Source organism: Dactylosporangium sp. CA-092794, assembly GCF_050948465.1.
GTDB lineage: Bacteria > Actinomycetota > Actinomycetes > Mycobacteriales > Micromonosporaceae > Dactylosporangium.
This window is the reverse complement of sequence record NZ_CP192044.1, coordinates 10771983-10795681: the sequence shown is the minus strand read 5'-3', so window position 1 is coordinate 10795681 and position 23699 is coordinate 10771983. Positions and strand designations below refer to the sequence as shown.

Genomic DNA, 23699 nt, shown 5'->3' with positions numbered 1-23699 from the left:
CCTCAGGACCTCGCTTCCGGGCAGATCGTGCTCGGGTCGGTGCTCGACTTGCTGTTCAGCGCGGTGAACGTCAGGTCCGAGGTCGCCTCGGTGTGGCCGGTGCCCGGGTTGGTGGCCACCGCCAGCACCACCCGCAGCCGCTGGAAGGCGGTGTTCTCCGTGGGCCGGATCAGCGCGAACGAGCTCTTGGCGACGATCACGTTGTTGGCGAGCACCGCCCACTGGTTCAGTGGCCGCTGGCCGGTCTGCTGCGGCCACGCCTGGCGGCGCAGCGTGCCGGTCGCGGTGTAGAGCTCCAGCTGCGCGCACTCGGGCGTGCCGCTGGCCGTGCCGGTGTTGACGTACTCCACGAACACGTTGCCGGCCGTGTCGGTGTGCACCGGGCCGAAGCCGGCCGCGTAGCGCAGCTCCCGGTCCAGGCGCAGGAACGCGGTGTTGAGCTGCGCCTGGGTGAGCGCGACCGCCTCGTTCTTGTCGCTGGCCCGGAACAGCTGCACCACGCCGGTGGTGAAGATGGCCATGACCACGGACATGATCCCGGTGGTGACGGCGAGCTCGGCGAGCGTGATGCCGCGGTCGTCGCCGCGGCGGGCCGCATCGCGCACCCGCTGCCGGAGGCTCACGAGATCTTCCAGACGAACCAGAACGAGGCGGCGGCGCCGTTGCGGTCGGTCACCGTCAGCGTCACCACGAAGCTGCCGGTGGCGGAGGGCTTCCCGGTCAGCACGGCGGTGTTGTTGGTGTTCGCGAGGGCGATGCCGGTCGGGGCGCCGGTGATCGTCCAGGTGTACGGCGCGGTGCCGCCGGTCGCGGTCGCCGTCCACGACGTGATCGACTGCCCCTTGGTGCCGGTCTTGTCCGGCGCCGACGACGTCGGCGCGGTGATCCGCAGCCCGGTGCCGGACACGGTGACGTTGATCGGCACGACCAGCGCGTTCGTGACACCGAGGGCGTCGCGCACGGTGATGGTCGGCAGGAAGCGGGTGCCGCCCCCGAGCGTGCCGCCGATCACGCCGGCCGAGCTCATCGACAGCCCCGGCGGCAGGTCGGTCGCGGTCCACGTGAACGGCGCCGTGCCGCCGGTGAGCGCCATCGTGTAGGCCACGGCGGAGCCCGAGGTCCAAGTCAGGCTCGGCGGCTGGGTGATCGCCGGGGCCGCCTTCACGACCCAGTTGAACGAGGCGTCGTTGCTGCTGGCGTTGTCCTGCACCGCGACCCGCACCACGTAGGTGCCGGCGGTGGTGGGGGTACCGCTGACGACCCCGGCGTTGGTGATCGTCAGGCCCGGCGGCAGCGCGTCGGCCGACCAGGTGACCGGCGGGTACGACGTGGTGGCGGTCAGGCTCAGCGGCGTGATCGGCACCGACACCTCGCTCGTCTGGTTGCCGGGGTTGTCCGGCAGCGGCGGCACCACCGTGACGCCCGGGTTGAACACCGGGTCGGTCGTGGCCGCCGCGACCAGCGTGTCGGTGATGTAGGAGCACACGCCGCGCTGCGTGCTGTCGGACGTGCAGGCGCGGGTGTTCTGCCAGGTGACCGCGACCACCACGCGGTAGAACGACAGCGGGTTGGCGACCAGCGCCGACACCCCGCACGGGGCGTTGCCGGCGAGCCGCGGATCCATCACGCAGGTGCCGACGAAATAGTGCCGCGTGAACACGGCGTCGTTGACCGGCACCGCCTCGTCCAGCGGCAGCACCGGGGACTTGCCGGCCGCGCCGGGGTCCGTCGCCGGGACCATCGTCAACTGCAGCGCGGCGAGGTCGAGGCCGGGCACCTTGTCGTTCTTGAACTGCTCGGCCACGGCCTGCGCGCCGCGCCCGGCGGCGAGGCTCGGGCCGTTCATCGACTTGACCAGCTCGATGCCGTCGCTGGCGATGCGGATCGCCATCTGCCGGCCGCGCTGCTTGTTGACCGTGTTGGTGGCCGACACGAAGAACGTGGTGAGCGCGGTCATTACCACGCCCATGACGGCGATCGCGGTGAGCGTCTCGACCAGGCTGAAGCCGTCGTCGCGGCGGGGATCGGGCGGCACGGCGGCGCTCAGCTCGCCGGGGCGTAGAACGCCTGCAGGTTGACGGTGACGGCGGAGCGGTCCGCGTTCGCCGCGCTGCTCGGGGCGAAGTTGACGCTGGAGATGAGCACCGCCCGCGGCTGCCACTGCTGCAGCTGCTCCAGGAACGGGTTCATCTTGTCGGTCGGGCCGGCCACGGTGAGGCTCACCGGCAGCGCGTACACCTCGAAGCCGGCCAGCGCCTTGAGGTCCACGGCGCTGCCGAGGGTGACGCCGCTGACCGTGACGCCGGCCGCCACGCCCGCGTCCTGCAACTCCTTGAGGAACGCCGAGGCCGAGTCGGCGGCCGGCAGCGCGGCCCGGTCCCGCTCCAGGGTGGCCTGCAGCGTGCCGATCTGCTCCTTCTGCTGCTGCAGCCGGCGCAGCTCGGCGCGCAGGTCGCCGATCCGGGCCAGGGTGTCGGCGGTGTCGGAGCGCGTCGTGCCGGCGTCGGCGTACTTCGGGCCGATGAGGAAGAAGTAGCCGAACGCGACGATGGCCAGCGCGCAGAGCGCGCCGCCGAGCAGCCACAGGCGGTCGGGGCGCATCACTTGCCCCCACTGGCGCTCGCCGACGGCGCCGCGAAGCGGCCGCCGAGGGCGGCCTTCGTGACGTCCATCCTGATGGTGAACCGCACCCCGTCCTCCTCCTGCGTCGCGTCCGTCGGGAACGGGCTGGCCACGCCGGTCACCTTGGTCAGCGCGTCGACGTAGTCGGCGACGGCCTTCTTCGACGGCGCGGTGCCGGTCAGCGTGAGCGCGCCGACGGTGTCGGTCGGCGGTGCGGACGGGCCCGTGGCCGTGTCCTGGCTCAGCGACCCGGTGACGCCGGTGACCGCGACGTTCGCCGGGGCCGCGGCGCGCACCGCGGCGAGCAGCCGGGACCAGGACAGGTCGCGCTCCATCACCTTGCGCAGCCGCGCCTCGATGTCGTCCGCCTGGGTCTTGGTCCGGGTCAGCTCGCCGTAGTTGCGGTTCTTGTCGCGGATGAGGCCCTGCCGGGTGTCGTCGGCCCGGCCGAGGTCCTCCTGCGCGGCGTCGTACTGCCGCACCGCGAGGCCGTACCAGGCCACGACGAGCGCCGCGACCAGCACGACCCCGGCGACCACCAGCCGCCGGACGCGCCGCGCGTGCCGGGTCTCGCTGATCTCCAGCGGCAGCAGGTCGGCGGCGATGGGCAGGATGCGGAACATCCGCGCGGTGGCCTCCGGGAACGCCGGATGCGGCGCGGTGTCCCAGGGCCCGGGCCTTCGCGGCGACGGTGTTTCCGCCAGTGGTACCACGGGATCCGGCGCCGCCGGCACGACGGGCAGCGGCGCCGTCACCCGCTCGTCCGGCTCGGGTCCTGGCTGCGGCTCCGCCAGCGTGGGCGTGCGCTCCTCGCGGGGAGTGGTCGGCCGGGGCGTCCACGTCTCCGCAGCCACATCGGCGGGGGGCGGCTCATCGACGGGCGGCACCAGCTCGCCGTGGATGAAGCGCGGGAACTCCCGCCGCGGCAGAGCCGGCTCCGGGTCCGGCCGCGACGCAGGCTCCAGCCGCAGCTCCAGGTCTGGCTCCAGCTCCGGCCCCGGCTCCGCGAAGGGCGTGCGGTCCGCGGGCTCGGGCGGCGGCCAGGCCGGGGGAGGGCCGGCCGGCACCAGGCGGACCGGGGGACCGTCCGGCCCGGCCATCGGCTCGGCGGTCGGTCCGGCCAATGGTCCGGCCAATGGTCCGGCCAATGGTCCGGCCGCTGGCGAGGCGGCGGCGCGGGCGCGGCGGTCGCGCTCCACCTCGTCCAGGTGCTCCAGGTCGGGGTCGTCGAACGAGGGCAGGACGATGCCCGTGAGCCGCCGCTCCGGCTCCTCCCACCCGGCCGGCGCGCTCATGCCCGTACCCCCAGGGTCAGCCCGACCGAGATCGCGGCGGAGGCGCGGACCTGCTCCAGGCTGCGCCGGCGCACCCGGCGCAGGCCGCGCAGGCGCATCACCGGGTCGACCGCGATGACCTCGACGCCGAGCTGGGCGTGCAGGGCGGCGAGCAGGCCGGGCAGCATGGAGCCGCCGCCGGACAGGGCCAGCCGGCTCACCCGGGCCTGCCGGCCGCCCGCGGTGAGGTAGGCGAAGGAGTTGCCGATCTCGTTGATCAGCGGGCGTACCGCGTCGCGCAGCACCGCCGCGCTCGCCGGGTCGGCGCCCGGGCCGAGGCCGACCCGGCACTTGAGCTCCTCGGCCTCCGGCAGGCCGATGGCGAGGCGGTCGGCGACCGTCTTGGTGATCTCGGTACCACCGCGGGGAATGGTGCGCACGATGAGCGGCTCGCCGTCGTGGTGCACCACGACGCTGGTCGCGTGGGCGCCGATGTCGACCAGGGCCTCGACCTGATCGTCGAGCCGGGACGCGGCGCGCAGCAGCGCGAAGGAGGCCAGGTCCACCCGCTGCACGTGCAGCTTGGCCGCCTCCACGGCCCGGATGGCGGCCAGCACCGGCTCCTTCGGCGCGGCGATGAGCAGCCCGCGCACGGTGTCCGCCGCGCCGGGCGCCTCCAGCGGGTAGAAGTCGATGAGCGAGCGCTCCGGCGGCAGCGGCAGCGCGTCGCGAACCTGGAACGGCAGCGCCTTGCGCATCTCCCGCGCGGGCAGGTTCGCCACCGTCGTCTCGCGCACCACGACCTGCGGGTGGGTGACGCCGAGCGCGACCTTGCGGCTGCGGAACTTGAACGTCGCCCACAGCTGCTTGAGCGCCGCGGTGACGGCGGGCTCGTCCTGGACCGCGCCGTTCTGCACGGCGCCGGGCGGCAGCAGGATGTGCCCGAAGTTGCTGATGATCGGGCCGTCCTTGCCGTCGCCGGTCTCCGCCGCGCGGATGGACACCGTCCCGATGTCCAGGCCGATCAGGTTGACAGCGGCCATCGTGCTCCTTCACAACCTACGCGGGGACCAGCAGGGACGAGTACCAGTGGGTGATCGGCGCGGCGGCGAACAGCGCGAGCAGCGCGCCGGCCAGCATCGCCGGGCCGAAGGGCAGCGCGGTGCGCCGGCCGGCCCGGCCGGCGGCCATGAGCGCGAGGCCGGCGATCCCGCCCAGGACGAACGCGGCGAGCGTGCCGACGGCGACCGAGGACCAGCCCAGCCAGCCGAGGTAGAGACCCAGCAGGCCGGCGAGCTTGACGTCGCCGAAGCCCATTCCCCCGGGGTACACCACGGAAAGCAGGAAATAGAAGGTCCACAGCACGGCCATCGCGAGCACGCCCCGCAGCGCCGCCGCCCAGTCCCGCTCGGCGATGACGGCCGGCAGGAGCAGCAGCGGGGCCACCGCGTATGAGGGCAGCACGATCGCGTTGGGCAGGCGCAGCACGTCGAGGTCGATCAGGGCCAGGGCGACGGCGATCGCGGCGAGGTAGAGCCAGGCCGGCAGCGACCACCAGCCCAGCCCGCCGGCCCGGGCGGCGACCGCCACGAACAGCGCGGCGGTGCCGAGCTCCACCAGGGGGTACCGCACGGAGATCGGCGCGGCGCAGTCGGCGCACCGGCCGCGCAGCAGCAGCCAGCCTAGGACGGGGACGTTGTGCCAGGGCCGGACCGGCGCCGTGCACTGTGGACAGTGCGAGGCGGGCCGCAGCAGCGACTCGCCCCGGGGAACGCGGTGGATGACGACGTTGAGGAAGGAGCCGACGGCCAGCCCGACCACGCCCACGACGACGAGGACGAACATCATTGCCGGCTCCTTCCTCATTCACCTGGTCAGCCGTTGTCGATGCAGCCCTGGAGGTCCTGGTGCGCGGCCTTCTTCACCGAGCCGCCGGTCGCGGAATCGTAGATGTAGACGTCCTTGCCGTCCGCGTTCTGGGCGCAGATCCGGTAGCTGCCGTCGCCCTTGTTCTTGTACTGCATGCTGTTGCCGGGCGAGAGGGTGGCCGTCTGGGGACTCGCGCCGGTGGCGAGGGCGGCGAAGGTGACATTCGCGCCGTCCTCGGCGTGGGCGTCGGCCGGGTATTTGTTGCCGTTCTCGGTGTAGAACTGCTCGACGGCGCTGACCGCGGCGCGCACGTCGGACTCCGCCGACTTGTTGGCCGCACCCTTGCGGTAGTTGAGGTACATCGGCACCGCGATCGCGACGAGCACGCCGATGATGACGACGACCACGAGCAGCTCGACGAGGGTGAACCCGCCGTCGCCGGCGGCGCGCTTCTTCTGCATCCTGCGCAGCGTCTGGGTCATGGAGAGCCTCCTGGGGGTGTTCGGGAAAGTGGCGGGGCCGCGCTGCCTGGCGCCAGGTGTGTGCTGTTCTCAGTAACCGCATCGCCGGGTTCGTCGCCGTTGCCGCTCGCGGTGCCGTTCAGTTGCTCTGGATGTTCTGGTAGATCGAGAACATCGGCAGGTACAGGCAGACGATCATGCCGCCGACCACGCCGCCCATGACGAGCACCATGATCGGCTCGATGGACGCGGTGAGCGCCTCGGCCGCGCTGTCGACCTCCCGGTCGTAGAAATCGGCGACCTTTTCGAGCATCTGACTGATTTGGCCGCTCTCTTCGCCGACTTCGACCATCTGCACCACCATGGGCGGGAAAACCTTGTGCCGTCCCAGTTGGCTGGACATGGGGCGGCCCTCGCGCACGGCCTGCTGCAGGTCGGTCATGGCCGCGGTGATGACGGTGTTGCCGGTGGTGGCGCCGACGACGTCGAGGGCCTGCAGGACCGGCACGCCGACACCGAGCAGGGTGCCCAGGTTGCGCGAGAAGCGGCTCAGCGCGATCTTCGTGAACAGTGGCCCGAAGACCGGTAGTCGCAGCTTCACCTTGTCGAACCACAGCCGCACGGCCGGATTGGCGGCCATGAGCCGGCGGAAGCCGGTGGTGATGACGATCGCGGCGACGATGAGCACCGGGCCGAGCCAGAACAGCGTGTGGCTGATGTTCACGATGATCCGGGTGGGCAGCGGCAGCTCGCCGCCCAGCTGCTTGAACATCTTCTCGAAGATCGGCACGATGAAGATCAGTACCGCGCTGATCATGATGACGGTGAAGGCGAGGACGATCACGGGATAGGTCAGCGCGCTCTTGATCTTGCCCCGCAGGGACGCGTCCTTCTCGAAGTTGGTCGCGATGCGGTCCAGGGCGTTGTCGAGGAAACCGCCCGTCTCGCCGGCCCGGATCATCGCGACCATCAGCGCCGGGAAGACCTTGGGGTGCTTGCCCAGCGCGCCGGACAGCGATGTGCCGCCCTCGATGTCGGAGCGCACCTCGCCGAGCGCCTTCTTCATCGGCGCCTTGGGTGCCTGGTCCTCCAGCACGGCGAGGGAGCGCAGCAGCGACATGCCGGACTGGGTCATGGTGGCGAACTGCCGGGCGAACACCGCCAGGTCCTTGAGCGAGGTCCGCTCGCCCAGGCCGGGGATGCGGATGTCGCGGCGCATCAGCGTGTCGGCGCTGGTGATGGACAGCGGCGTCAGGCCCTGCTGGCGCAGCTGCTGCGCGGCGGTGAGCTCGCTGGAGGCCTCGATCCGGCCCTTGGTGCGCTTCCCGTCGTGGCCGATCGTCTGGTACTCGAACGTCTTGGTATCAGCCATGGTCACTGCCTCACTGGCGGCCGGCGAGCCGGCGGAACTCCTCCGCCGAGTGGCACAGCTCCAGTGCCGTCTCGTAGGTGATGAGCTGCTGGCGGACCCGCTCGGCCAGGTGCTGGTCGAACGAGAGCATCCCTTCGTTGCCGCTGGACTGCATGAACGACGGGATCTGGTGGTTCTTGCCCTCCCGGATCAGGTTGCGGATGGCCGGGGTGGCGAACATGATCTCGGTGACGATCGCGCGGCCCTGCCCGTCGGCGCGCGGCGCGAGCGCCTGCGTCACCACGCCCTGCAGCGCGTTGGACAGCTGCGCGCGGATCTGCTGCTGCTGGTGCGGCGGGAAGATGTCGATGACCCGGTCCACGGTCTGCGCCGCGCTCTGCGTGTGCAGCGTGGCCAGCACCAGGTGGCCGGTCTCGGCCGCGGTCAGCGCCGTGGACGTGGTCTCCAGGTCGCGCAGCTCGCCGACCAGGATGATGTCCGGGTCCTGGCGCAGGGCGTGCTTGAGCGCCAGCGCGAACGACTGCGTGTCGGCGCCGACCTCGCGCTGGTTGACCAGGCACCGCTTGTGTTCGTGGAGGAACTCGATCGGGTCCTCGATGGTGACGATGTGCGACGAGCGGGTGCGGTTGGCCAGGTCCAGCACGGCGGCCAGGGTGGTCGTCTTGCCCGAGCCGGTCGGGCCGGTGACCAGCACCAGCCCGCGGTGCAGGTGCGCGAAGCGGGCCACCTGCTCGGGCACGCCGAGCTGGTCCAGGGGCTTGATGGTGTGCGGGATCGCCCGGAACGCGGCGCCGTAGGAGCCGCGCTGGTTGTAGAGGTTGACCCGGAAGCGGGAGACGCCCTCGATGGCGTAGGCGAAGTCGAGCTCCTGCACCTGCAGGAACTGCTGCCACTGCGCCTCATTGAGCACGGCCGCGCGCACCAGCATCTCGGTGTCCTCGGGCGTGAGGTCGTCATAGCCCGGCAGGTACCGCAGGTCGCCGTTGATGCGCACGGTGGGCGGCGCGCCGACGGTCAGGTGCAGGTCGGATCCGCCGACCCGGACCAGGGACACGAGCATCGCGTCCAGCGAGGCCCGCTCGTCGCTGGTGGGCACTTTGGAGGCGAGCGCAGTGGTCACGCCAGACGTATCGGCAGCGGTGGGCGCGATCTGAGCCGGTTCACACCGCGACCCGGACCACCTCGGCGATCGAGGTCTGCCCCTCCGCCGCCTTGGCCAGCCCGTCGATGCGCAGGTCCTGCAGGCCTTCGCGGTACGCCACCGCCTGGATCTCGTGCGCGGAGGCCCGCTCGATGGCGAGCTTCTCGATGTCCGGCGAGACCGGCATGACCTCGTGCAGCGCGATGCGGCCCCGGTAGCCGGTGTTGGCGCAGGACCGGCAGCCGACCGGCCGCCACAGCGTCGGCGGCGTGCCGAGCAGGTCGTAGGGCCAGCGGGCGCCGATCAGCTCCGCCTCCGAGGGGGCGTACTCGGTCCGGCACCAGTCGCACAGCCGGCGCGCGAGGCGCTGGGCGAGCACGCAGTCGACCGAGGAGCCGACCAGGAACGGCTCGATGCCCATCTCGACCAGGCGGGTGACGGCGCTGGGGGCGTCGTTGGTGTGCAGCGTGGAGAGCACCAGGTGGCCGGTGAGCGCCGCCTCGACGGCCAGCTGCGCGGTGGTCCGGTCGCGGACCTCGCCGATGAGCACCACGTCGGGGTCGGAGCGCAGGATCGCCGGCAGCACGGCGGCGAAGGTCAGCCCGGCCTTGCTGTCGACCTGGACCTGGTTGACGCCGGGCAGCCGGTACTCGACCGGGTCCTCGACGGTGATGATGTTGACGGTCGGCTTGCTGATCTCGGCCAGCGTCGCGTACAACGTGGTCGACTTGCCCGAGCCGGTCGGGCCGGTGACCAGCAGCATGCCGTGCGGCTTGCTGAACGAGGTGGAGAACCGCTCGTAGTTGGCCTTGCTGAAGCCGAGCTTGGCCAGCTTGAGGTCCATGCCGCCGGTGTCCAGCACGCGCAGCACGATCTTCTCGCCCCACACCGTGGGCAGGGTCGCGGTGCGCAGGTCGACGACCCGCTGGTTGATCTCGACGGTGATCCGGCCGTTCTGCGGCACCCGCCGCTCGGTGATGTCGACGTTCGACATGATCTTGAGTCGCGAGATGAGCGCCGACTGGACGTGCTTGGGCACGGTGTCGACCTCGTGCAGGACGCCGTCGATGCGGTACCGAACCCGCATGCTGTGTTCGCCGGGCTCCAGGTGCAGGTCCGAGGCGCGGTTGACGATCGCCTGCTCGAGCAGCGAGTTGACGTACCGCACGATCGGCGCGTCCTCGTTGACCGCGGTCAGGTTGGACACCGCCGGCACCGCCTCGGCCCGCAGGCTCTCGGCGACCTCGCCGAGGTCGTTCTCCTCGCGCTTGAGCCGGTCGATGATCTTGCGCAGCTCGGAGCGGGCGACCACCACCGGCCGCACCGTGAGACCCGTCGCCGCCCGCACGTCATCCAGGGCGACCACGTCACCCGGGTCGGTGATGCCGACGGTGATCTCGTGCTCGCTGAGGGCGATGCCCAGCACCCGGTGCTTCAGCACCAGCGCCATCGGGATCTTGGTGACCGCGGCCGGATCGATCGGATACCCGACCAGGTCGAGGGTGGCGATGCCGTAGGCGTCGGCGGACGCCTCGGTCAGCTGCTCCTCGGTGACGATGTGGTCGTTGATGAGCACGGCGCGGATCGACCGGCCGGTGCGCTCGGCCTCATCGGCCGCCCGGTCGACGGCCTGCGCGTCCGCACCGCGTTGTTTCAGCGCGTCCAGTAACGGCCTGAACGTCTGGTACATCTCACCCCCGTGTCACCGGAGGACTTATCGGCCGCTATCCGGGTGACTTTCGGGTTTCACCCCGGGCGCGGGTGCCGCACTCGTTGACGGTTCGCGGCGTCGTCGTGAGGATGCTTCGCTGTGTCGGTTGCCGTTGTGGACGAACCCAGAAGCGGATTGCCCGGCAATATCAGCATTTGGCGGGCGCGGTGGTTGCTGATGCGGTACGGTGGCCGCGCTCCGGGCGAGCCGCCGTATCCCGGCGTGCCATCCGCGATCCAGGCCGAGCTGCACGCGCTGGTCGCCGAGGTGGCCGCCCGGGTGGGCGTGGCCCAGCCCGACGCGATCCTGCTGACCGGCTACGGCACCATCCGGTCGTGGGCCAGCCGCCGGCGGCGCCTGCTGCTCATCGGGCTGCCGCTGCTGCAGTGCCTGGCCGTCGACGAGGTTCGCGCGCTGGTCGCGCACGAGCTCGCGATCGTCGACCACCGCCGGGCCCACCTGGTGGTGCGGCTGCGGGCGCTGTTCGAGGAGGCGGTCGACCCGCTGTCGATCGCGCCGACCGCCCGCACCGAGGCGATCGCCCGGGCCACCCGTGACTTCGCCGCGGCGCTGGAGCGCAAGGCCGACCAGGCCGCCAGCAGCGCCTCCGGCCTGCACACCGCGGCCCGGGCCGTGGCCAAGGCCGACCTGGCCGCGTTCGAGTTCGCCGACCTGGCCTTCGACGTGGAGGAGCAGGTGTGGCAGCGCACCAGCGCCGCGGTCCAGGACCTGCACACCGGGTGGCGGGAGGCGATCCGGGCCGGCTCGGTGATCGCGACCCTGGACGACGACACCCGGACCGCGCTGATGGCCCGCCACCCCAGCCTCGCCGGGGCGATCTCGTCGCTGTCCCCGGCGCACGTGGCTTTACGGGCCGCCGATTCGGTACCCATGGTGCCGCTGCCGCCCGACGTCGAGCGCGAGCTGGCCCGCCAGGTCCTCAAGCGCGACCCCGGCCAGTGGGTCACCTTCGCCGCGGTGCCCGACGAGGAGTGGCCGAGCTGGCTGGCCCGCCAGGCCCGGATGGTGAGCGATCAGGTGGCGACGCTGCTGCGCCGCCCGCCGATCGGCCCGGCCGAGGTCGTGGAGGTGCTGCTGACCCGCCTCGACGAGCTGGTGGCGGCGAACTGGCCGGCGCAGCCGGAGCCACCGGTCGAGCGCGAGGAACTCGACGGCACGCCGTCGGTCGTGGTGGTCGCGGAGGCGGCCCTCATCGCCCGCGGCTGGCGCCGGGTCCACCCGGCCGCGGCGGGCGTGCTGGTCGGTCCGGACGGCGAGCAGCACAACCTGACGCTGCTGGCCCGCGCCTCGCTCGACTCGCCCGCCGCGCTGGCCGTGCTGCTGGAGCTGCTGTCCCGTGAGCCGTGATGCCGCGTGGACGTGAGTCGTTGGGTCAGCGCTGCACATGATCCCGCCACGAGTGGGCCGGGGAGTAACCGAGCACTTCGCGGGCCCGGTCGACGGACAGCAGGGTCTCGAACTCGCCCAGGTCCTTGCGCACCGGCACGTCCGGGAAGACCTCGGCCAGCAGCCCGGCCGACGAGCGGTTCATGATCGTGTCGGCGGCGGCGATGACGAACGACTGCGCGCCGGTTATCGGTGCGTCCAGCGCCAGCCGGCAGGCCGCGGCCACGTCCCGGGCGTCGACGTAGCCCCACAGGTTCCACTTGCGCGCGTGCGCGTCGGCCCAGTAGCCGGGCACGGCCGCGTAGTCGTCCTCGGTGTGCACGTTGGACAGCCGCAGCGCGACGAACGGGATGGCGCTCCAGCCGGAGATCTCCCGGGCGAGGGTCTCGCCGACGACCTTGGACAGCGCATACGTCGTGGTCGGGAACGGGAAGTGGTCCTCGTCGATCGGCGCATACCTCGGCGGGATCTCGAACGGCAGCCCGAGCGTGGTCTCGCTCGAGGACCACACCACCCGGCCGAGCCCGAGCGCCTGCGCGGCCAGGAACACGTTGGCATTCATGGCGGAGTTGCGGTTGAACGTCACCGCCGGGGTGAACATGCCCGGCGCCGGGATGTTGGCGAGGTGCACCACCGCGTCGGCGCCCTGCAGCACCTCGACCGCCTGGCCGTAGTCGGTCAGGTCGGCGACCAGCAGCGGGGTGCCCAGGTCGCCGACGCTGCGGTGCCCGGCCGGCCCGACGGCGTCGGTGGCGACGACGTCATATCCGTGGGCGAGCAGGTCGGCGACGACCACCCGCCCGGTCTTGCCAAACGCTCCGGTGACCACGATCCGCGACATGTCCAGAATCCTGTCATGCCGGTGGTGTCAGGCCGGTGTCTATTTGGCCGCCCGCAGGGCCGGCTGTCTATTTGGCCGCCCGCAGGCCGGCGAAGGCGGGCGCGAGCCGGGCGAGGTCGTCCAGGACCAGCTTCGCGGAGGCCTCGAGCGCGGCGTCGGACTGGAACTGCCGCTCGGGGGTGATGTGGGCCCGGGTGGGCACCGCGACGGCGGGGTTGATCGCCATCATGCCGAGCATGCTGACCACGGGCCGCAGCGCGTAGACCGCGCGGGTGCCGGCCGAGAGCCCGCCGTAGCTGACGAACGCCGCGGGCTTGTCGCGCCACTCCTGCGAGAGATAGTCGAGCGCGTTCTTCAGCGGCGCGGTGAAGCTGTGGTTGTACTCGGGTGTCACGAACACGATCGCGTCGGCCGCATCGATGGTCGCGCTCCAGTCGAGCGTGTGCTGGTGCGTGTAGCGGCGCAGCGCCGGGTGGTGCGGCTCGTCGAACAGCGGCAGGTTGAGCTCGGCCAGGTCGGTCACGTGGACGTCGAACCCGCCGTGCTGCTCCGCCTCCGCGGTGAACCAGTCCGCCACGACCCGCCCGACCCGCCCCGGCCGGGTGCTGGCAACGATGATCTCCAGCCGCGGCAGCGTCGCGGTCAGGTCGGTGGTCTCGGCTTCGCCGGTGATCGTTGACATGTCACGATAGTGACACTGGATTGGTGATGCGTCAACAACTACCATTGAGAGGTGGACGACACCCCAACCACCACCCGCCCCCCGCGCTGGCTGAACGACCACGAGATGCGCGCCTGGCTCGGCTACCGCCGCATGCGCGCCCTGCTCGACCTGCAGCTGGCCCGCCGCCTGGCCGCCGACCAGGGCCTGTCCGAACCCGACTACGACGTGCTGACGAGCCTGTCCGACGCCGAGGACCACCGCATCCGGCTGAGCGAGCTGGCCGACCGCATGCTGTGGTCCAAGAGCCGCCTGTCCCACCACGTGACCCGCATGCAACAGCGCGGCCTGGTGACCCGCCAGGAGTGCGCTTCCGACGGCCGCGGCGCCTTCATCGTGCTCACCAACCACGGCATGGCCACCTTGCACGCCGCCGCCCCCGACCACGTGGCCGCCGTCCGCGAGCACTTCATCGACCTGCTGACCGAGGACCAACTCCGCATCCTGGGCGACCTGACCGACACGGTGCTCGCCCACCTCCGCGAACAACCCGCCTGATCCCCCGACCGGCGAGCAACTCCGCCCCTGCCCCACTTTCACCGACCCAATCCCACCCGCCTGCGCGCCGTCCGCCTCACGCTGCCGGCCCGCCCGTGCCCGTGCCGGTCTGCGCGTCGGCCCCGCCCCACCGCCGTCGCGCCGTCGCCGCCCTACCGCCGTCGCCCTGCCGCCTTCGCCGTCGCGCCGTCGCGGCTCCGCTCCACCCCGGCGCGCCTCGCGTCGTGCGCTTGCGGGTCGGCCCGCCTCGGGGTACCGGCCCGCCCGTGGGTTGCCTTTCGCCGGCGGAACCGTCGCGCTGCTACCGATCGTGGCGAGTGCCACCCCGGGCGCCCGCTGCGACCGGAAGTCTCCGCGATCATGCCGGACCCGCCACCGACACCATCGGTTTTTCGTGATCACGGAGTGAACATGTACCCCCGTGTACCAAATGTCTCCGCGATCATGGCAAACCCGTGGTGCGACTGCGGCAACGTGCATGATCGCGGAGAGATCCGTTCGCTCCGGCCCGCCCAGGCTGGGGCAATAGCCCCCGTAACGGATATTTCTCCTGTCGGGGTATAAGTCCGAAAAGTCGCGGCGCGGAGCGCCCGACTTTTCGTTTCGCTCTTGGCGCCGCGGACCGAGCAGGGGTCGGCCGCCCGTATGGCTCAGCTGGTGCTGACCATGTCGACGTGGGCGGCCAGGAAGGTCTCCAGGGTGTTGGTGCGCACGGCGGCGAGCAAGGCCAGGGTTTTGTCGTCCAGGGACTCGGCGCCGGGCTGCTCCGCCGAACCGTGGAAGGTGCCGTTGTTCGACTTCACCGTGAGCAGGTTCTCGCCGCGGATCCCCCGCATGGCGAAGATCCAGTCCTCCAGGGCGATGCCGCCGGAGTCGATGGTCATCGACTGGCCGACCACGTCCAGCACCTGCTTCAGCTTGGCCGGGTCGGTCAGCACGTCGCGGCCGGCGATCTCGCGGAACACGGCCTTGATGAACTGCTGCTGGTGGCGCTGGCGGTCGTAGTCGCTGTTGGGCAGGGTGTCGCGCTGGCGGACGTAGTCCAACGCCTGCCACGCCTCCAGGTGCTGGTAGCCCACATGGTAGGTCTGCGGCGTGACGCCCGGGACGGGGATCAGGTCGGTGCCGCCGGAGGCGTTGAAACGCTGCTCGTACGGTACCTTCGTCTCGCCCTTGGCGTCGTGGCCGATGTGGACCGACCGGGTCTCCTGGTCGACGTACATGTCGACGCCGCCGAGCACCTCGACGACCTTGGTGAAGCCGGCGAAGTCGACGATCGCGGCGGCGTCGAAGGTCAGGTCCCAGTTCTCGCGGAGCGTGGCGGCCAGCAGTGACATGCCGTGGCGGCGCTGGTCCTTGCCGGTGAGCTTCATGCCGCCCTCGGCGAAGGCGGCATTGAGCTTGTCGTGGCCGCCGAGGTACCTGGCGCGGCCGTTGTCGAAGGGCGGGATCGTGACCCAGGTGTCGCGCGGGATGGAGATCAGGTAGGCCGACCGATGGTCTTCCGGGATGTGTACGACGATGATCGAGTCGGACCGGATCGCCTCCGCCGGGTCCTGGTCCGGCCGCGGGTCGATGCCGACGAGCAGGATCGTCTTCGCGCCGCTGATGGTCGCGTGGCGGCCCTGCTGCTCCGCGGCCGGGACGATCAGGTCGTCCTGCTGGAGGTTGCTCGTGACGTAGCCGGCGAAGACGTCCTTGGCGACGAAGGCGCCGCCGGCCAGCATCATCAGCAGTGCGCCGAGCACCACCAGCGTGCTTGCCCACCGCGGGTCGCGGCGGCTGCGGCGTAACACGTCCGGTGGCTCCTGTCGGGGTCGGGCGGCTCAGCCGCCGACGGCGATCACGGCGATGACGCTGATCAGGACGACGGCCGCCAGGAACAGCAGCATGCCCTGCTCGCTGTCGAGCTTGGTGAGCTTGCGGGTCGTGGTGGTGGACGTCGGGGTGGTCATCGTCGCCTCCTGGTGCGGTGTGGTGACTTCTACGCTACGAACACCGCGGACAGGTTTGCTCCCGCCATCGTGCCAGGGCTCGCGGGACCCTTCGTGGGTTTTACGAGCCGGACTGCTGCCGGGTAACGGGTGCTGCCGCAAGTTCTGGAAAGACCTTGCCCACCTTCCGCACGAGATATTCGCCGTAGGTACCGGTGAATGCCCGAAGATCCGCGCCGTCCCACCGCCGGACACCGTCGCCGCCCGTGCCGGCCCGGCCCGGCAGCGGCGGGACCTCGGCGGCGAAGTCGGGGTCGAAGAAGAACGGGAACGAGAGCCGTTCGTTGCCGCTGACGTTGCGGACCCGGTGGGGGGTCGAGCGGTACCAGCCGCCGGTCATCCGGTCGAGCATGTCGCCGATGTTGCACACGAACGTGCCGGGGACCGGCGGGGCGTCGACCCAGGTCTCGGGGCGGGTGCGCACCTGCAGGCCGCCGTTGTCGTCCTGCAGCAGCAGCGTGAGCAGGCCGTAGTCGGTGTGCTCGCCGACGCCCCAGGCGGTGCTGTCCGGCGGCGTCGGCGGGTAGTGGAAGATCCGGAACAGCACGGTCGGGTCGGCGGTGTACCCGGCCTCGAAGTAGTCGGCCGGCAGGTCCAGGCTCTGCGCGATCCCGCGCAGCACGGCCTGCGCCGTCGTCGTCATCACTTGGAGGTACTCCAAAACGGTGCCCCCCAGCTCGGGCACCTGGCGGGGGAAGAGGTTCGCGCCGTGCAGCGGCAGGCCGGCGCGCACCTGCGGGGCGTCCGGGCCCAGCTCGGTGCCGAAGTACAGCCCCTCCTTCTGGTCGGGCACGCCGGAGGTGAGCTCGCCGCCCACCGGGAAGAACCCCCGCCACGCCCGGCCGGCGCGGGCCATGGCGATCTCCAGCTTCTCGGCCTCGGGCAGGGCGAAGAACTCGCGGGCCAGGCGGTCCAGGCGGGCGATCAGCGCCGGGTCGACGCCGTGGCCGCTGACGTAGAAGAACCCGCTGGCCCGGCAGGCCGCCTCGATCTCGCGCGCGGCGCGCTCGTCGGAGCCCTGGCGGACCAGCTGGGCGATGTCGATGACGGGGAGATCGGTCATGCCCCGAAGCGTAGGCCTGTCAACCGAGGTTGACGAGTCCCGGAGTTGTCAACTAAGGTTGACGCATGACGGAGGCAAACGACCTCGCCACGGCGGCGGCCGGAGCGGACCCGCGCGTCGGGCTGCGGGCCGCGGTCGCCCTGCGCCGGCTGGCCGACGCGCTGGAGGCGCTCCAGGTCGACAACGCACGCCGGCAGGGCTGGTCCTGGCAGGAGATCGCCGACGCGCTCGACGTGTCGCGGCAGGCCGTCCACAAGAAGCACGCCGGCCGGGCGCCGGCGCCGAAGGGGGAAGACTGATGTTCGAGCGGTTCACCGACCGGGCCCGGGCCGTGGTCAAGGGCGCCAAGGAGGAGGCCGACGCGCTCGGCCACCCGATGATCGGCACCGAGCACATGCTCCTCGCGCTGCTGCGCGCCGACGGCGGCGTCGGGCACACGGTGCTGCGTGCGTCCGGGATCGAGTACGAAGCGGTGCGCGCCACGGTTGCCGCCGGTGACGACGCGGCGGCGCTGCGCTCGATCGGCATCGACCTCGACGCGGTGCGGGCCAGCGTCGAGCAGACCTTCGGGCCCGGCGCGCTGGAGCGGGCCGAGCCGGCCGAGCGCGGGGGATTCCTCTTCCGCCGTTCCAAAGCGCCGACCAGATTCAACAACGCCGCCAAGAAGGCCCTCGAGCTGTCGCTGCGGGTCGCGCTGTCGATGAAGCACAACTACATCGGCACCGAGCACCTCCTGCTGGGCGTCCTCAAGGAGGAGCGGGGCGCCGGCGGGCGGCTGCTGCGCGAGCAGGGCATGACCTACGAGCGCACCGTGGACCTCGTGCTGACCGCCCTGCGCAACGCGGCCTGACCTTTCCTACTCCGGCTCGGAGCGGTCCTGCATCTCCCACAGGTGGTCCAGGACGTGCCAGGTGAAGCGGCGGGCGGCGTAGCGTGCGGTCCAGCCGTTCGGGGTGAGCGGCCCGCCGTCGCTCGGCTGGCCCAGCACGGCGATGACCTCCTCGCGCAGCGTGTCGATCGCCGGCTGCCGAAGCTTGACGCCGATCTTGCGGGCGTAGGCGCCCTCGGCCTCGATGACGTGGTCGATCATCTTGTCGCGGTCCCGGCCGCCGCCGCGCGGGCCCTTGCGCAGCGACTCGGGCGCGGTGGCGGAGTAGGCGTCGAAGGCGGCCCACGCGGCCCGTAGCAGCTTCGTGTGCCGGCCGGCGATGGCGGCGGTGACCGCGGTGCCGTCGGCTTCGGGCCGCCCGTCCGGCGCGCCGAACTCGGTGGTCGCCGTGCCGGGCACCCGCTCGGCGACGGCAAGCCGGGGCGCGGCCGGGAAGGAGTAGCCGGCGGCCGCCGCGATCGGCGCGTAGCGGGCGCCGTAGGCGGCCAGCGCCTCGATCGCGTCCTCCTCGCTCTTGCCGAACCGGCCCCAGCCGGGCCAGTCGAGGCTGCCGGCGAAGACCTTCTTCTTACCCGTCTCGAGGTAGATGTCCGCCATACTGTGACCTTAAGCCGCTTTCCTCGGCCGCGCCGGGCCCCGTCCCTACCATGGGTCATATGCGCCAGCTTGTGAGTCATCTTCGCGAAGCCCTGCTCGCCGGCGATGTCGAGACCACCCGGGCCTCGAATCACGGCAACGCCGCCGCCTTCGCCGAAGGGCGCGAGGGTTACGTCTTCGGTCTGGTACCACTCAAGACCTGGACGCTGCCCGAAGTGCTGGCGGTGATGGCCGAGCGGGTCGGCATCGACCCCGACCCGGCCCGCTCCACCGGCACCGACGTGATCGACCCGGACAAGACGGTCCGCGCGCTGGAGCGCATGCGCGACCGGCTGCGCCTGGCCGCCGAGCGGCGCGAGCGGGTCATCGTGGCGACCGGCCACCCGGCCGGGATCATCGAGGTGCACCTGGCGATCGCCGCGGCGCTGCGCGCGGCCGGGTGCGAGTTGCTGCAGCCGGCGGCCGGCGCGGTGTTCGCCGGGCCGGGGCGCTACGACCACCGCGAGTTCCCCCTGGCGGTGCGCTACATCGGCGGCGTGGCGGTCGCGGCGGAGCGGGCGATCGCGCTGTGGCATACCCACTCGCCGGACGGCATGCGGGCCATGCTGGCCGACCTGGAGGCGCGCGGCGAGGCGCCGCCCGACCTGGTCGTCGCCGACCACGGGTTCGCCGGTGCGGCCGCGGCGGCCGGGCTCGACGTGGTGTCCTTCGCCGACAGCAACGATCCGGCGCTGTTCATCGGCGAGGCCGAGGGCCGGGTGTCGGTGACGGTGCCGATCGACGACAACGTCCAGCCGCACCTGTACTGGCCGGTCAACGACTTCCTGCTGGAGGGCGTCGCGATCGGCCGGTAACGATATGACACGGGTGCTATGGGGTAATTCGCCCGAGAATCTTGTGTGGGTCTCCTTCCCGATGGAAACATCGGACGTTGCCGATATCTATCGGCAACGATATAGGGGAGGCTCATGTGAGACCCACCAGGAGCTCGTCCAGGCTGATCGCGGCCATCGCCGCCGGCCTGGCCGCCGGCGCCGTGGCGGCACCCTCCGCCGCGCTGGCCGCCCAGGACGCACCCGCCCTGACCGCCCGGTCCGTGGATGCCCTTGTCACCCAGTTGGGCACCCGTACCGCGGGGTCCTACTACGACCAGCAGCTGGGCAAGATGGTCGTCACCGTGACCGATGCGAGCACCGCCGCGAGCGTGGAGGCAAGCGGCGCCGTCGCGCGCAAGGTCGAGCACAGCGGCGCGGAGCTGGCGAAGATCACCGCGACGCTGGACAGCAAGGCCGCGGTCCCCGGCACGGCGTTTGCCGTCGACCCGGTCGCCAACCAGGTCGTCGTCTCCATCGACAGCACCGTGCCGGCCGAGCATGTCAAGACGCTCGAGACCCTCGTGGCGAGCCTCGGCAGCGGCGCCCGCGTCGAGCGGCTGGGCAGCGCCCTGCGTCCGACGATCTCGGGCGGCCAGGCGATCTACACCAGCAGCGCGCGCTGCTCGCTCGGGTTCAACGTGGTCAGCGGCAGCACCTACTACTTCCTGACCGCCGGGCACTGCACGAACATCGGCTCGACCTGGACCACGAGCAGCGGCTCGGTCCTGGGCACCCGGGCGGGCACCAGCTTTCCGGGCAACGACTACGGCATCGTGCGCTACGCCTCGGGCGTCACGCACGCCGGCAACGTGTTCCTCAGCGGCAGCTCCTACCAGGAGATCACCAGCGCGGCCAACGCCTACGTCGGCGAGAGCGTGCGCCGCAGCGGCAGCACCACCGGCGTGCACAGCGGCAGCGTCACCCAGGTCAACGCGACCGTGACCTACGCTGAGGGCCGGGTCAGCGGCCTCATCCGCACCACTGTCTGCGCCGAGCCGGGCGACAGCGGCGGCTCGTTGTTCGACGGTACCGCGGCCATCGGCCTCACCTCGGGCGGCAGCGGCAACTGCAGCAGCGGCGGCGTGACCTACTTCCAGCCGGTCACCGAGCCGTTGAGCGTCTACGGCGTGAGCATCTACTAAGCGCGCGGTGAGCGGGGGCCGGGCGGCGCCGCTGCGCCCGGCCCCCGTTTTTTGTCGTACCCCGATGGCAGAGTGGAGGCATGCGCATCGGGCTGCTCGGACCGCTCACGGTCGAAGTCGGCGGCCGGCCGGTCGAGGTCGGCGGCGCCCGGCTGCGCGCCCTGCTCGTCCGCCTCGCGCTCGAGCCCGGCCGGTTCGTCCCGGTCGACCGGCTCGCCGACGCGCTGTGGCCGCCGGGCGGGCCGGCGGCTCCGGCCGACCCGGCCAACGCGGTGCAGTCGCTGGTGTCCCGGCTGCGCAAGGCGCTGGGCGGGCATCCGGCCCTGGAGTCCGGCCCCGGCGGCTATCGGCTCGACCTCCGCCCCGACGACGTGGACGCCGGCCGGTTCGAGCGGCTCGTCGCCGAGGGGCGGCGCGCGCTGCGCTCCGGCGACCCGCCCGGCGCGGTCCGGTCCTTGCGCGCGGCCCTCGATCTCTGGCGGGGGCCGCCCGCCGTCGACGAGGCCGTCTTCGCTCGCTGGGAGGAGCTGCGCCTGAGCGCGACCGAGGACCTGATCGAGGCGTCCGGTCCCGGCCACGGCGCCGTCGCCGAGCTGCAGGAGCTCGTCGTCGCCCATCCGCTGCGGGAGCGGCTGGTCGCCCTGCTCGTGCGGGCACTGCACGCCGACGGCCGGCCGGCCGAGGCGCTGGCCGTGTTCGAGGAGTGCCGGCGGCGCCTGGCCGACGAGTTCGGCGTCGACCCGTCGGCGGAGCTGCGCGCGGCGCACCTGGCGGTCCTGCGGGCCGAGGCCGGCCCGGCCCGGGCCGGCAACCTGCGCGCGCCGCTGACCAGCTTCGTGGGGCGGGCCGGCGACGTCGAGCGGCTCGCCGCGCAGGTCGGCGACTGCCGGCTCGTCACGCTGGTGGGCCCGGGCGGCGCGGGCAAGACCCGGCTGGCCACCACGGTCGCCGCGGCGCTGGGCGGCCGGCTGGCCGAGGGGGCGTGGCTGGTCGAGCTCGCGCCGGTGACCGAGGCGGCGGATGTTCCCGCGGTGGTCCTGCGCACCCTCGCCGCCGGCGGCCTCGTCCCGGCCGAGGGCGCGATGCGGCCCCGCCGCGGCGACATGCTCGACCGGCTGGCCGAGGCGCTGGCGCGGCCCGGCCTGCTGCTCCTGCTCGACAACTGCGAGCACGTCGTGGAGGCCGCCGCGCGGCTCGGCGAGGAGCTGCTCGGGCGGTGCCCCAAGCTGCACATCCTGGCCACCAGCCGCGAGCCGCTGGGCATCCTCGGCGAGACGCTGTTCCCGGTCGGCCCGCTGCCCCTGCCCGGCGCCGGGGGCGCCGCGGCCGACTCGCCGGCGGTGCAGCTCCTGCGCGACCGGGCGGCGGCCGTGCGCCCCGGCTTCGCGGTGACCGGCGACAACGCCGCGGCGGTCGTGGAGATCTGCCGCCGCCTCGACGGGCTGCCGCTGGCCATCGAGCTGGCCGCGGCCCGGCTGCGCTCGTTCACCCCGCAGCAGGTCGCGGCCCGCCTCGACGACCGGTTCCGGCTGCTCACCGGCGGCAGCCGCACCGCCCTGCCGCGGCACCGCACGCTGCATGCGGTGGTGGCCTGGAGCTGGGGCCTGCTCGGGCCCGCCGAGCGGGCGTTCGCCGAGGCGCTGGCGGTGTTCCCGGGCACGTTCGACGCGGATGCGGCCGCGGCGGTCAGCGGCGCGGCCGACGCCGAGGAGCGGCTCGACGCCCTCGTCGACCGCTCGCTGCTGCAGGTGGCCGGCGACGGCCGCCGGGTCCGCTACCGCATGCTGGAGACGATCCGCGAGTTCGCCCTGGAGGAGCTGGTGCGGCGCGGGGGAGCGGGGCCGGCCCGGGCCGCGCACACGGCCCACTTCCTGGCCCTGCTGGAGCGGGCCGAGCCGCACCTGCGCACCGGGGCGCAGCTGGAGTGGCTCGACCGGCTGCGCCTCGAGCAGGACAACCTGCACGCCGCGGTGGCTCACGCGTGCGACACCGGCGACGCCCGCACCGCGTTCCGGCTCGGCGCGGCCGGCGGCTGGTTCTGGACGCTCGACGACAACCACGCCGAGGCGGCGCAGTGGCTGCGGCGGGTTCTCGCCACCGGCGCCGGCCGCGACCCCGGCGTGCCGGCCGACCTGCGGCTGGTCGTGACCGCGATGCACGTGGTCACCAGCGGGATCGCCGGCGACTTCCAGGTGCCCGGCGACCGGCTGCAGGAGCTGGTCGAGATCGCCGCCACCGCGCCGCCCGGGGGCCACCCGTTCGTGCCGCTCGTCGAGCCGGTCGCGCTGCTGTTCCGCGACGACAACGAGCGCGGTGCGGAGGTCATCCGCGGCCGCCTTGCCGCCGGGGTCGACGGCTGGTCCGGGGCCATGCTGCACTCGATCCTCGGCCACTTCCACGAGAACGACGGCGACATCGACGGCATGATGCGCGAGCTCGGCGCGGCGGTGGCCGAGTTCCGCCGGGTGGGCGAGCGATGGGGGCTGGCGATGACGCTCGCGTCCCTGGCCGACGCCCACGCCCGCCGCGGCGGCTTCGCGACCGCGATGGCGATGCTCGACGAGTCGATCGCGCTGCACCGGCAGCTCGGCATCCGCTCCAGCGAGGCATATCTGCGCATCAGCATGGCCGTCCTGCGCCGGCACACCGAGGGCCCGGAGGTCGCCCGGGCGCAGCTGCGCGCGCTCGCCGACGACCGCGGGTGCGCCGCCCGCGACGTCTCGCAGGTGATGCTGGAGCTCGGCCACCTGGCCCGGGCGGACGGCGACCTCGACGAGGCCGAGCGGTGCTACGCGGAGGCGTGGCGGCTGCAGGAGCGCTCGGCGCCGGTCGCGCCGCAGTACAAGGCGGTCGTGCTGGCCGGGCGGGCCGAGGTGGACGTGGCCCGGGGCGAGCACGACCGGGGCCGCGCCGGGCTCGCCGAGGCGATGGCGCTGACGCTGGGGGCGCGGGACATGCCGGTGGCCGGTCGGCTCGCGGTCGCCGTCGCCGGCCTGACCCGGGCCCTCGGCGACCCGGAGCGGGCCGCGGCGATCCTCGGCGCGGCGGAGCGGCTGGCCGGCACCCGCGACGCGGCCAACACCGACTGGACGGCCCGGCTGGCGGCGCTGCGGGCCGAGCTGGGCGACGCGGCCTTCGACGCGGCGCTGGCCCGCGGCAGGAGCCTGCCGCGGGCCGAGGCGCTGGAGCTGGTCGGCCTCTGATCGGCCTCTGATGGGCCCT

23 protein-coding genes are annotated in these 23699 nt (G+C 72.6%); 7 read left to right on the top strand and 16 right to left on the bottom strand.

What is annotated here, in order from left to right:
* Positions 1-2 precede the first annotated feature (2 nt).
* The 10 genes from ACQPXD_RS46575 to ACQPXD_RS46530 all read right to left on the bottom strand — a co-directional run bounded on the left by ACQPXD_RS46575 (position 3) and on the right by ACQPXD_RS46530 (position 10429).
* Positions 3-623: a hypothetical protein gene (locus ACQPXD_RS46575; protein WP_432829941.1), complete on the bottom strand. Its 621-nt coding sequence runs from the start codon at positions 621-623 to the stop codon at positions 3-5.
* Positions 620-2035, bottom strand: coding sequence for a putative Ig domain-containing protein (locus tag ACQPXD_RS46570; RefSeq protein WP_432829939.1), 1416 nt, complete (start codon positions 2033-2035; stop codon positions 620-622). The genes ACQPXD_RS46575 and ACQPXD_RS46570 overlap by 4 nt, the downstream gene beginning before the upstream one ends.
* Before the next feature lie 8 nt (positions 2036-2043).
* Entirely contained in the window at positions 2044-2601 is a 558-nt protein-coding gene (gene pilO / locus ACQPXD_RS46565) for a type 4a pilus biogenesis protein PilO (RefSeq protein ID WP_432829937.1), read from the bottom strand.
* Positions 2601-3917: a PilN domain-containing protein gene (locus ACQPXD_RS46560; RefSeq protein WP_432829935.1), complete on the bottom strand. Its 1317-nt coding sequence runs from the start codon at positions 3915-3917 to the stop codon at positions 2601-2603. The genes pilO and ACQPXD_RS46560 overlap by 1 nt, the downstream gene beginning before the upstream one ends.
* Complete coding sequence (pilM, locus tag ACQPXD_RS46555) at positions 3914-4939, bottom strand: type IV pilus assembly protein PilM (protein ID WP_432829933.1); 1026 nt, start codon at positions 4937-4939, stop codon at positions 3914-3916. Before pilM ends, ACQPXD_RS46560 begins: the two co-directional genes overlap by 4 nt.
* A gap of 16 nt (positions 4940-4955) precedes the next feature.
* A complete protein-coding gene (locus tag ACQPXD_RS46550) occupies positions 4956-5744 on the bottom strand; it encodes a prepilin peptidase (protein WP_432829931.1) in 789 nt (262 codons plus the stop codon).
* 26 nt (positions 5745-5770) lie between these two features.
* Positions 5771-6247, bottom strand: coding sequence for a prepilin-type N-terminal cleavage/methylation domain-containing protein (locus ACQPXD_RS46545; RefSeq protein WP_432829929.1), 477 nt, complete (start codon positions 6245-6247; stop codon positions 5771-5773).
* Positions 6248-6365: 118 nt separating this feature from the next.
* Positions 6366-7598 (bottom strand): type II secretion system F family protein, encoded by a 1233-nt coding sequence (locus ACQPXD_RS46540; RefSeq protein ID WP_432829927.1) that lies wholly within the window; start codon positions 7596-7598, stop codon positions 6366-6368.
* 10 nt (positions 7599-7608) lie between these two features.
* Positions 7609-8718: a type IV pilus twitching motility protein PilT gene (locus ACQPXD_RS46535; protein ID WP_432829925.1), complete on the bottom strand. Its 1110-nt coding sequence runs from the start codon at positions 8716-8718 to the stop codon at positions 7609-7611.
* Between the two features lie 40 nt (positions 8719-8758).
* Complete coding sequence (locus ACQPXD_RS46530) at positions 8759-10429, bottom strand: GspE/PulE family protein (protein WP_432829923.1); 1671 nt, start codon at positions 10427-10429, stop codon at positions 8759-8761.
* 198 nt (positions 10430-10627) lie between these two features.
* On the opposite strand from ACQPXD_RS46530, the gene ACQPXD_RS46525 reads away from it, so the two are divergent.
* Positions 10628-11818, top strand: coding sequence for a hypothetical protein (locus ACQPXD_RS46525; protein ID WP_432829922.1), 1191 nt, complete (start codon positions 10628-10630; stop codon positions 11816-11818).
* Positions 11819-11843: 25 nt separating this feature from the next.
* Here ACQPXD_RS46525 and ACQPXD_RS46520 read toward each other — a convergent pair whose 3' ends face one another.
* Both ACQPXD_RS46520 and ACQPXD_RS46515 read right to left on the bottom strand, forming a co-directional pair.
* Positions 11844-12698: an NAD-dependent epimerase/dehydratase family protein gene (locus ACQPXD_RS46520; protein WP_432829920.1), complete on the bottom strand. Its 855-nt coding sequence runs from the start codon at positions 12696-12698 to the stop codon at positions 11844-11846.
* A 67-nt stretch (positions 12699-12765) separates the two neighbouring features.
* The gene (locus ACQPXD_RS46515) at positions 12766-13380 is read right to left on the bottom strand and encodes an NADPH-dependent FMN reductase (RefSeq protein WP_432829918.1); all 615 of its coding nucleotides are present in this window, start codon (positions 13378-13380) and stop codon (positions 12766-12768) included.
* A 51-nt stretch (positions 13381-13431) separates the two neighbouring features.
* On the opposite strand from ACQPXD_RS46515, the gene ACQPXD_RS46510 reads away from it, so the two are divergent.
* On the top strand, positions 13432-13917 hold the full coding sequence (locus ACQPXD_RS46510; RefSeq protein ID WP_432829916.1) for a MarR family winged helix-turn-helix transcriptional regulator: 486 nt from the start codon (positions 13432-13434) through the stop codon (positions 13915-13917).
* 650 nt (positions 13918-14567) lie between these two features.
* Here the strand turns inward: ACQPXD_RS46510 and ACQPXD_RS46505 are convergent.
* The 3 genes from ACQPXD_RS46505 to ACQPXD_RS46495 form a co-directional block, all read right to left on the bottom strand.
* On the bottom strand, positions 14568-15713 hold the full coding sequence (locus ACQPXD_RS46505; RefSeq protein WP_432829914.1) for an LCP family protein: 1146 nt from the start codon (positions 15711-15713) through the stop codon (positions 14568-14570).
* Between the two features lie 30 nt (positions 15714-15743).
* Positions 15744-15872 (bottom strand): hypothetical protein, encoded by a 129-nt coding sequence (locus ACQPXD_RS46500; RefSeq protein WP_432829912.1) that lies wholly within the window; start codon positions 15870-15872, stop codon positions 15744-15746.
* A gap of 100 nt (positions 15873-15972) precedes the next feature.
* Positions 15973-16974 (bottom strand): isopenicillin N synthase family dioxygenase, encoded by a 1002-nt coding sequence (locus ACQPXD_RS46495; protein WP_432829910.1) that lies wholly within the window; start codon positions 16972-16974, stop codon positions 15973-15975.
* Positions 16975-17039: 65 nt separating this feature from the next.
* Between ACQPXD_RS46495 and ACQPXD_RS46490 the strand changes: the two genes are divergently transcribed.
* Complete coding sequence (locus tag ACQPXD_RS46490) at positions 17040-17273, top strand: helix-turn-helix domain-containing protein (RefSeq protein ID WP_432829908.1); 234 nt, start codon at positions 17040-17042, stop codon at positions 17271-17273.
* Entirely contained in the window at positions 17273-17824 is a 552-nt protein-coding gene (locus ACQPXD_RS46485) for a Clp protease N-terminal domain-containing protein (RefSeq protein ID WP_432829906.1), read from the top strand. The genes ACQPXD_RS46490 and ACQPXD_RS46485 overlap by 1 nt, the downstream gene beginning before the upstream one ends.
* A 6-nt stretch (positions 17825-17830) precedes the next feature.
* On the opposite strand, the gene ACQPXD_RS46480 is transcribed toward ACQPXD_RS46485, so the two are convergent.
* Positions 17831-18460: a hypothetical protein gene (locus ACQPXD_RS46480; protein ID WP_432829904.1), complete on the bottom strand. Its 630-nt coding sequence runs from the start codon at positions 18458-18460 to the stop codon at positions 17831-17833.
* 59 nt (positions 18461-18519) lie between these two features.
* Between ACQPXD_RS46480 and ACQPXD_RS46475 the strand changes: the two genes are divergently transcribed.
* From ACQPXD_RS46475 to ACQPXD_RS46465, 3 genes are all read left to right on the top strand, one after another.
* Positions 18520-19314 carry a phosphatase gene (locus ACQPXD_RS46475; protein ID WP_432829902.1) on the top strand — a complete coding sequence of 265 codons (795 nt, stop codon included), beginning with the start codon at positions 18520-18522 and terminating at the stop codon, positions 19312-19314.
* Positions 19315-19430: 116 nt separating this feature from the next.
* On the top strand, positions 19431-20477 hold the full coding sequence (locus ACQPXD_RS46470; RefSeq protein WP_432829900.1) for a S1 family peptidase: 1047 nt from the start codon (positions 19431-19433) through the stop codon (positions 20475-20477).
* An 80-nt stretch (positions 20478-20557) separates the two neighbouring features.
* Positions 20558-23680, top strand: coding sequence for an ATP-binding protein (locus ACQPXD_RS46465; RefSeq protein WP_432829898.1), 3123 nt, complete (start codon positions 20558-20560; stop codon positions 23678-23680).
* Positions 23681-23699 lie beyond the last annotated feature (19 nt).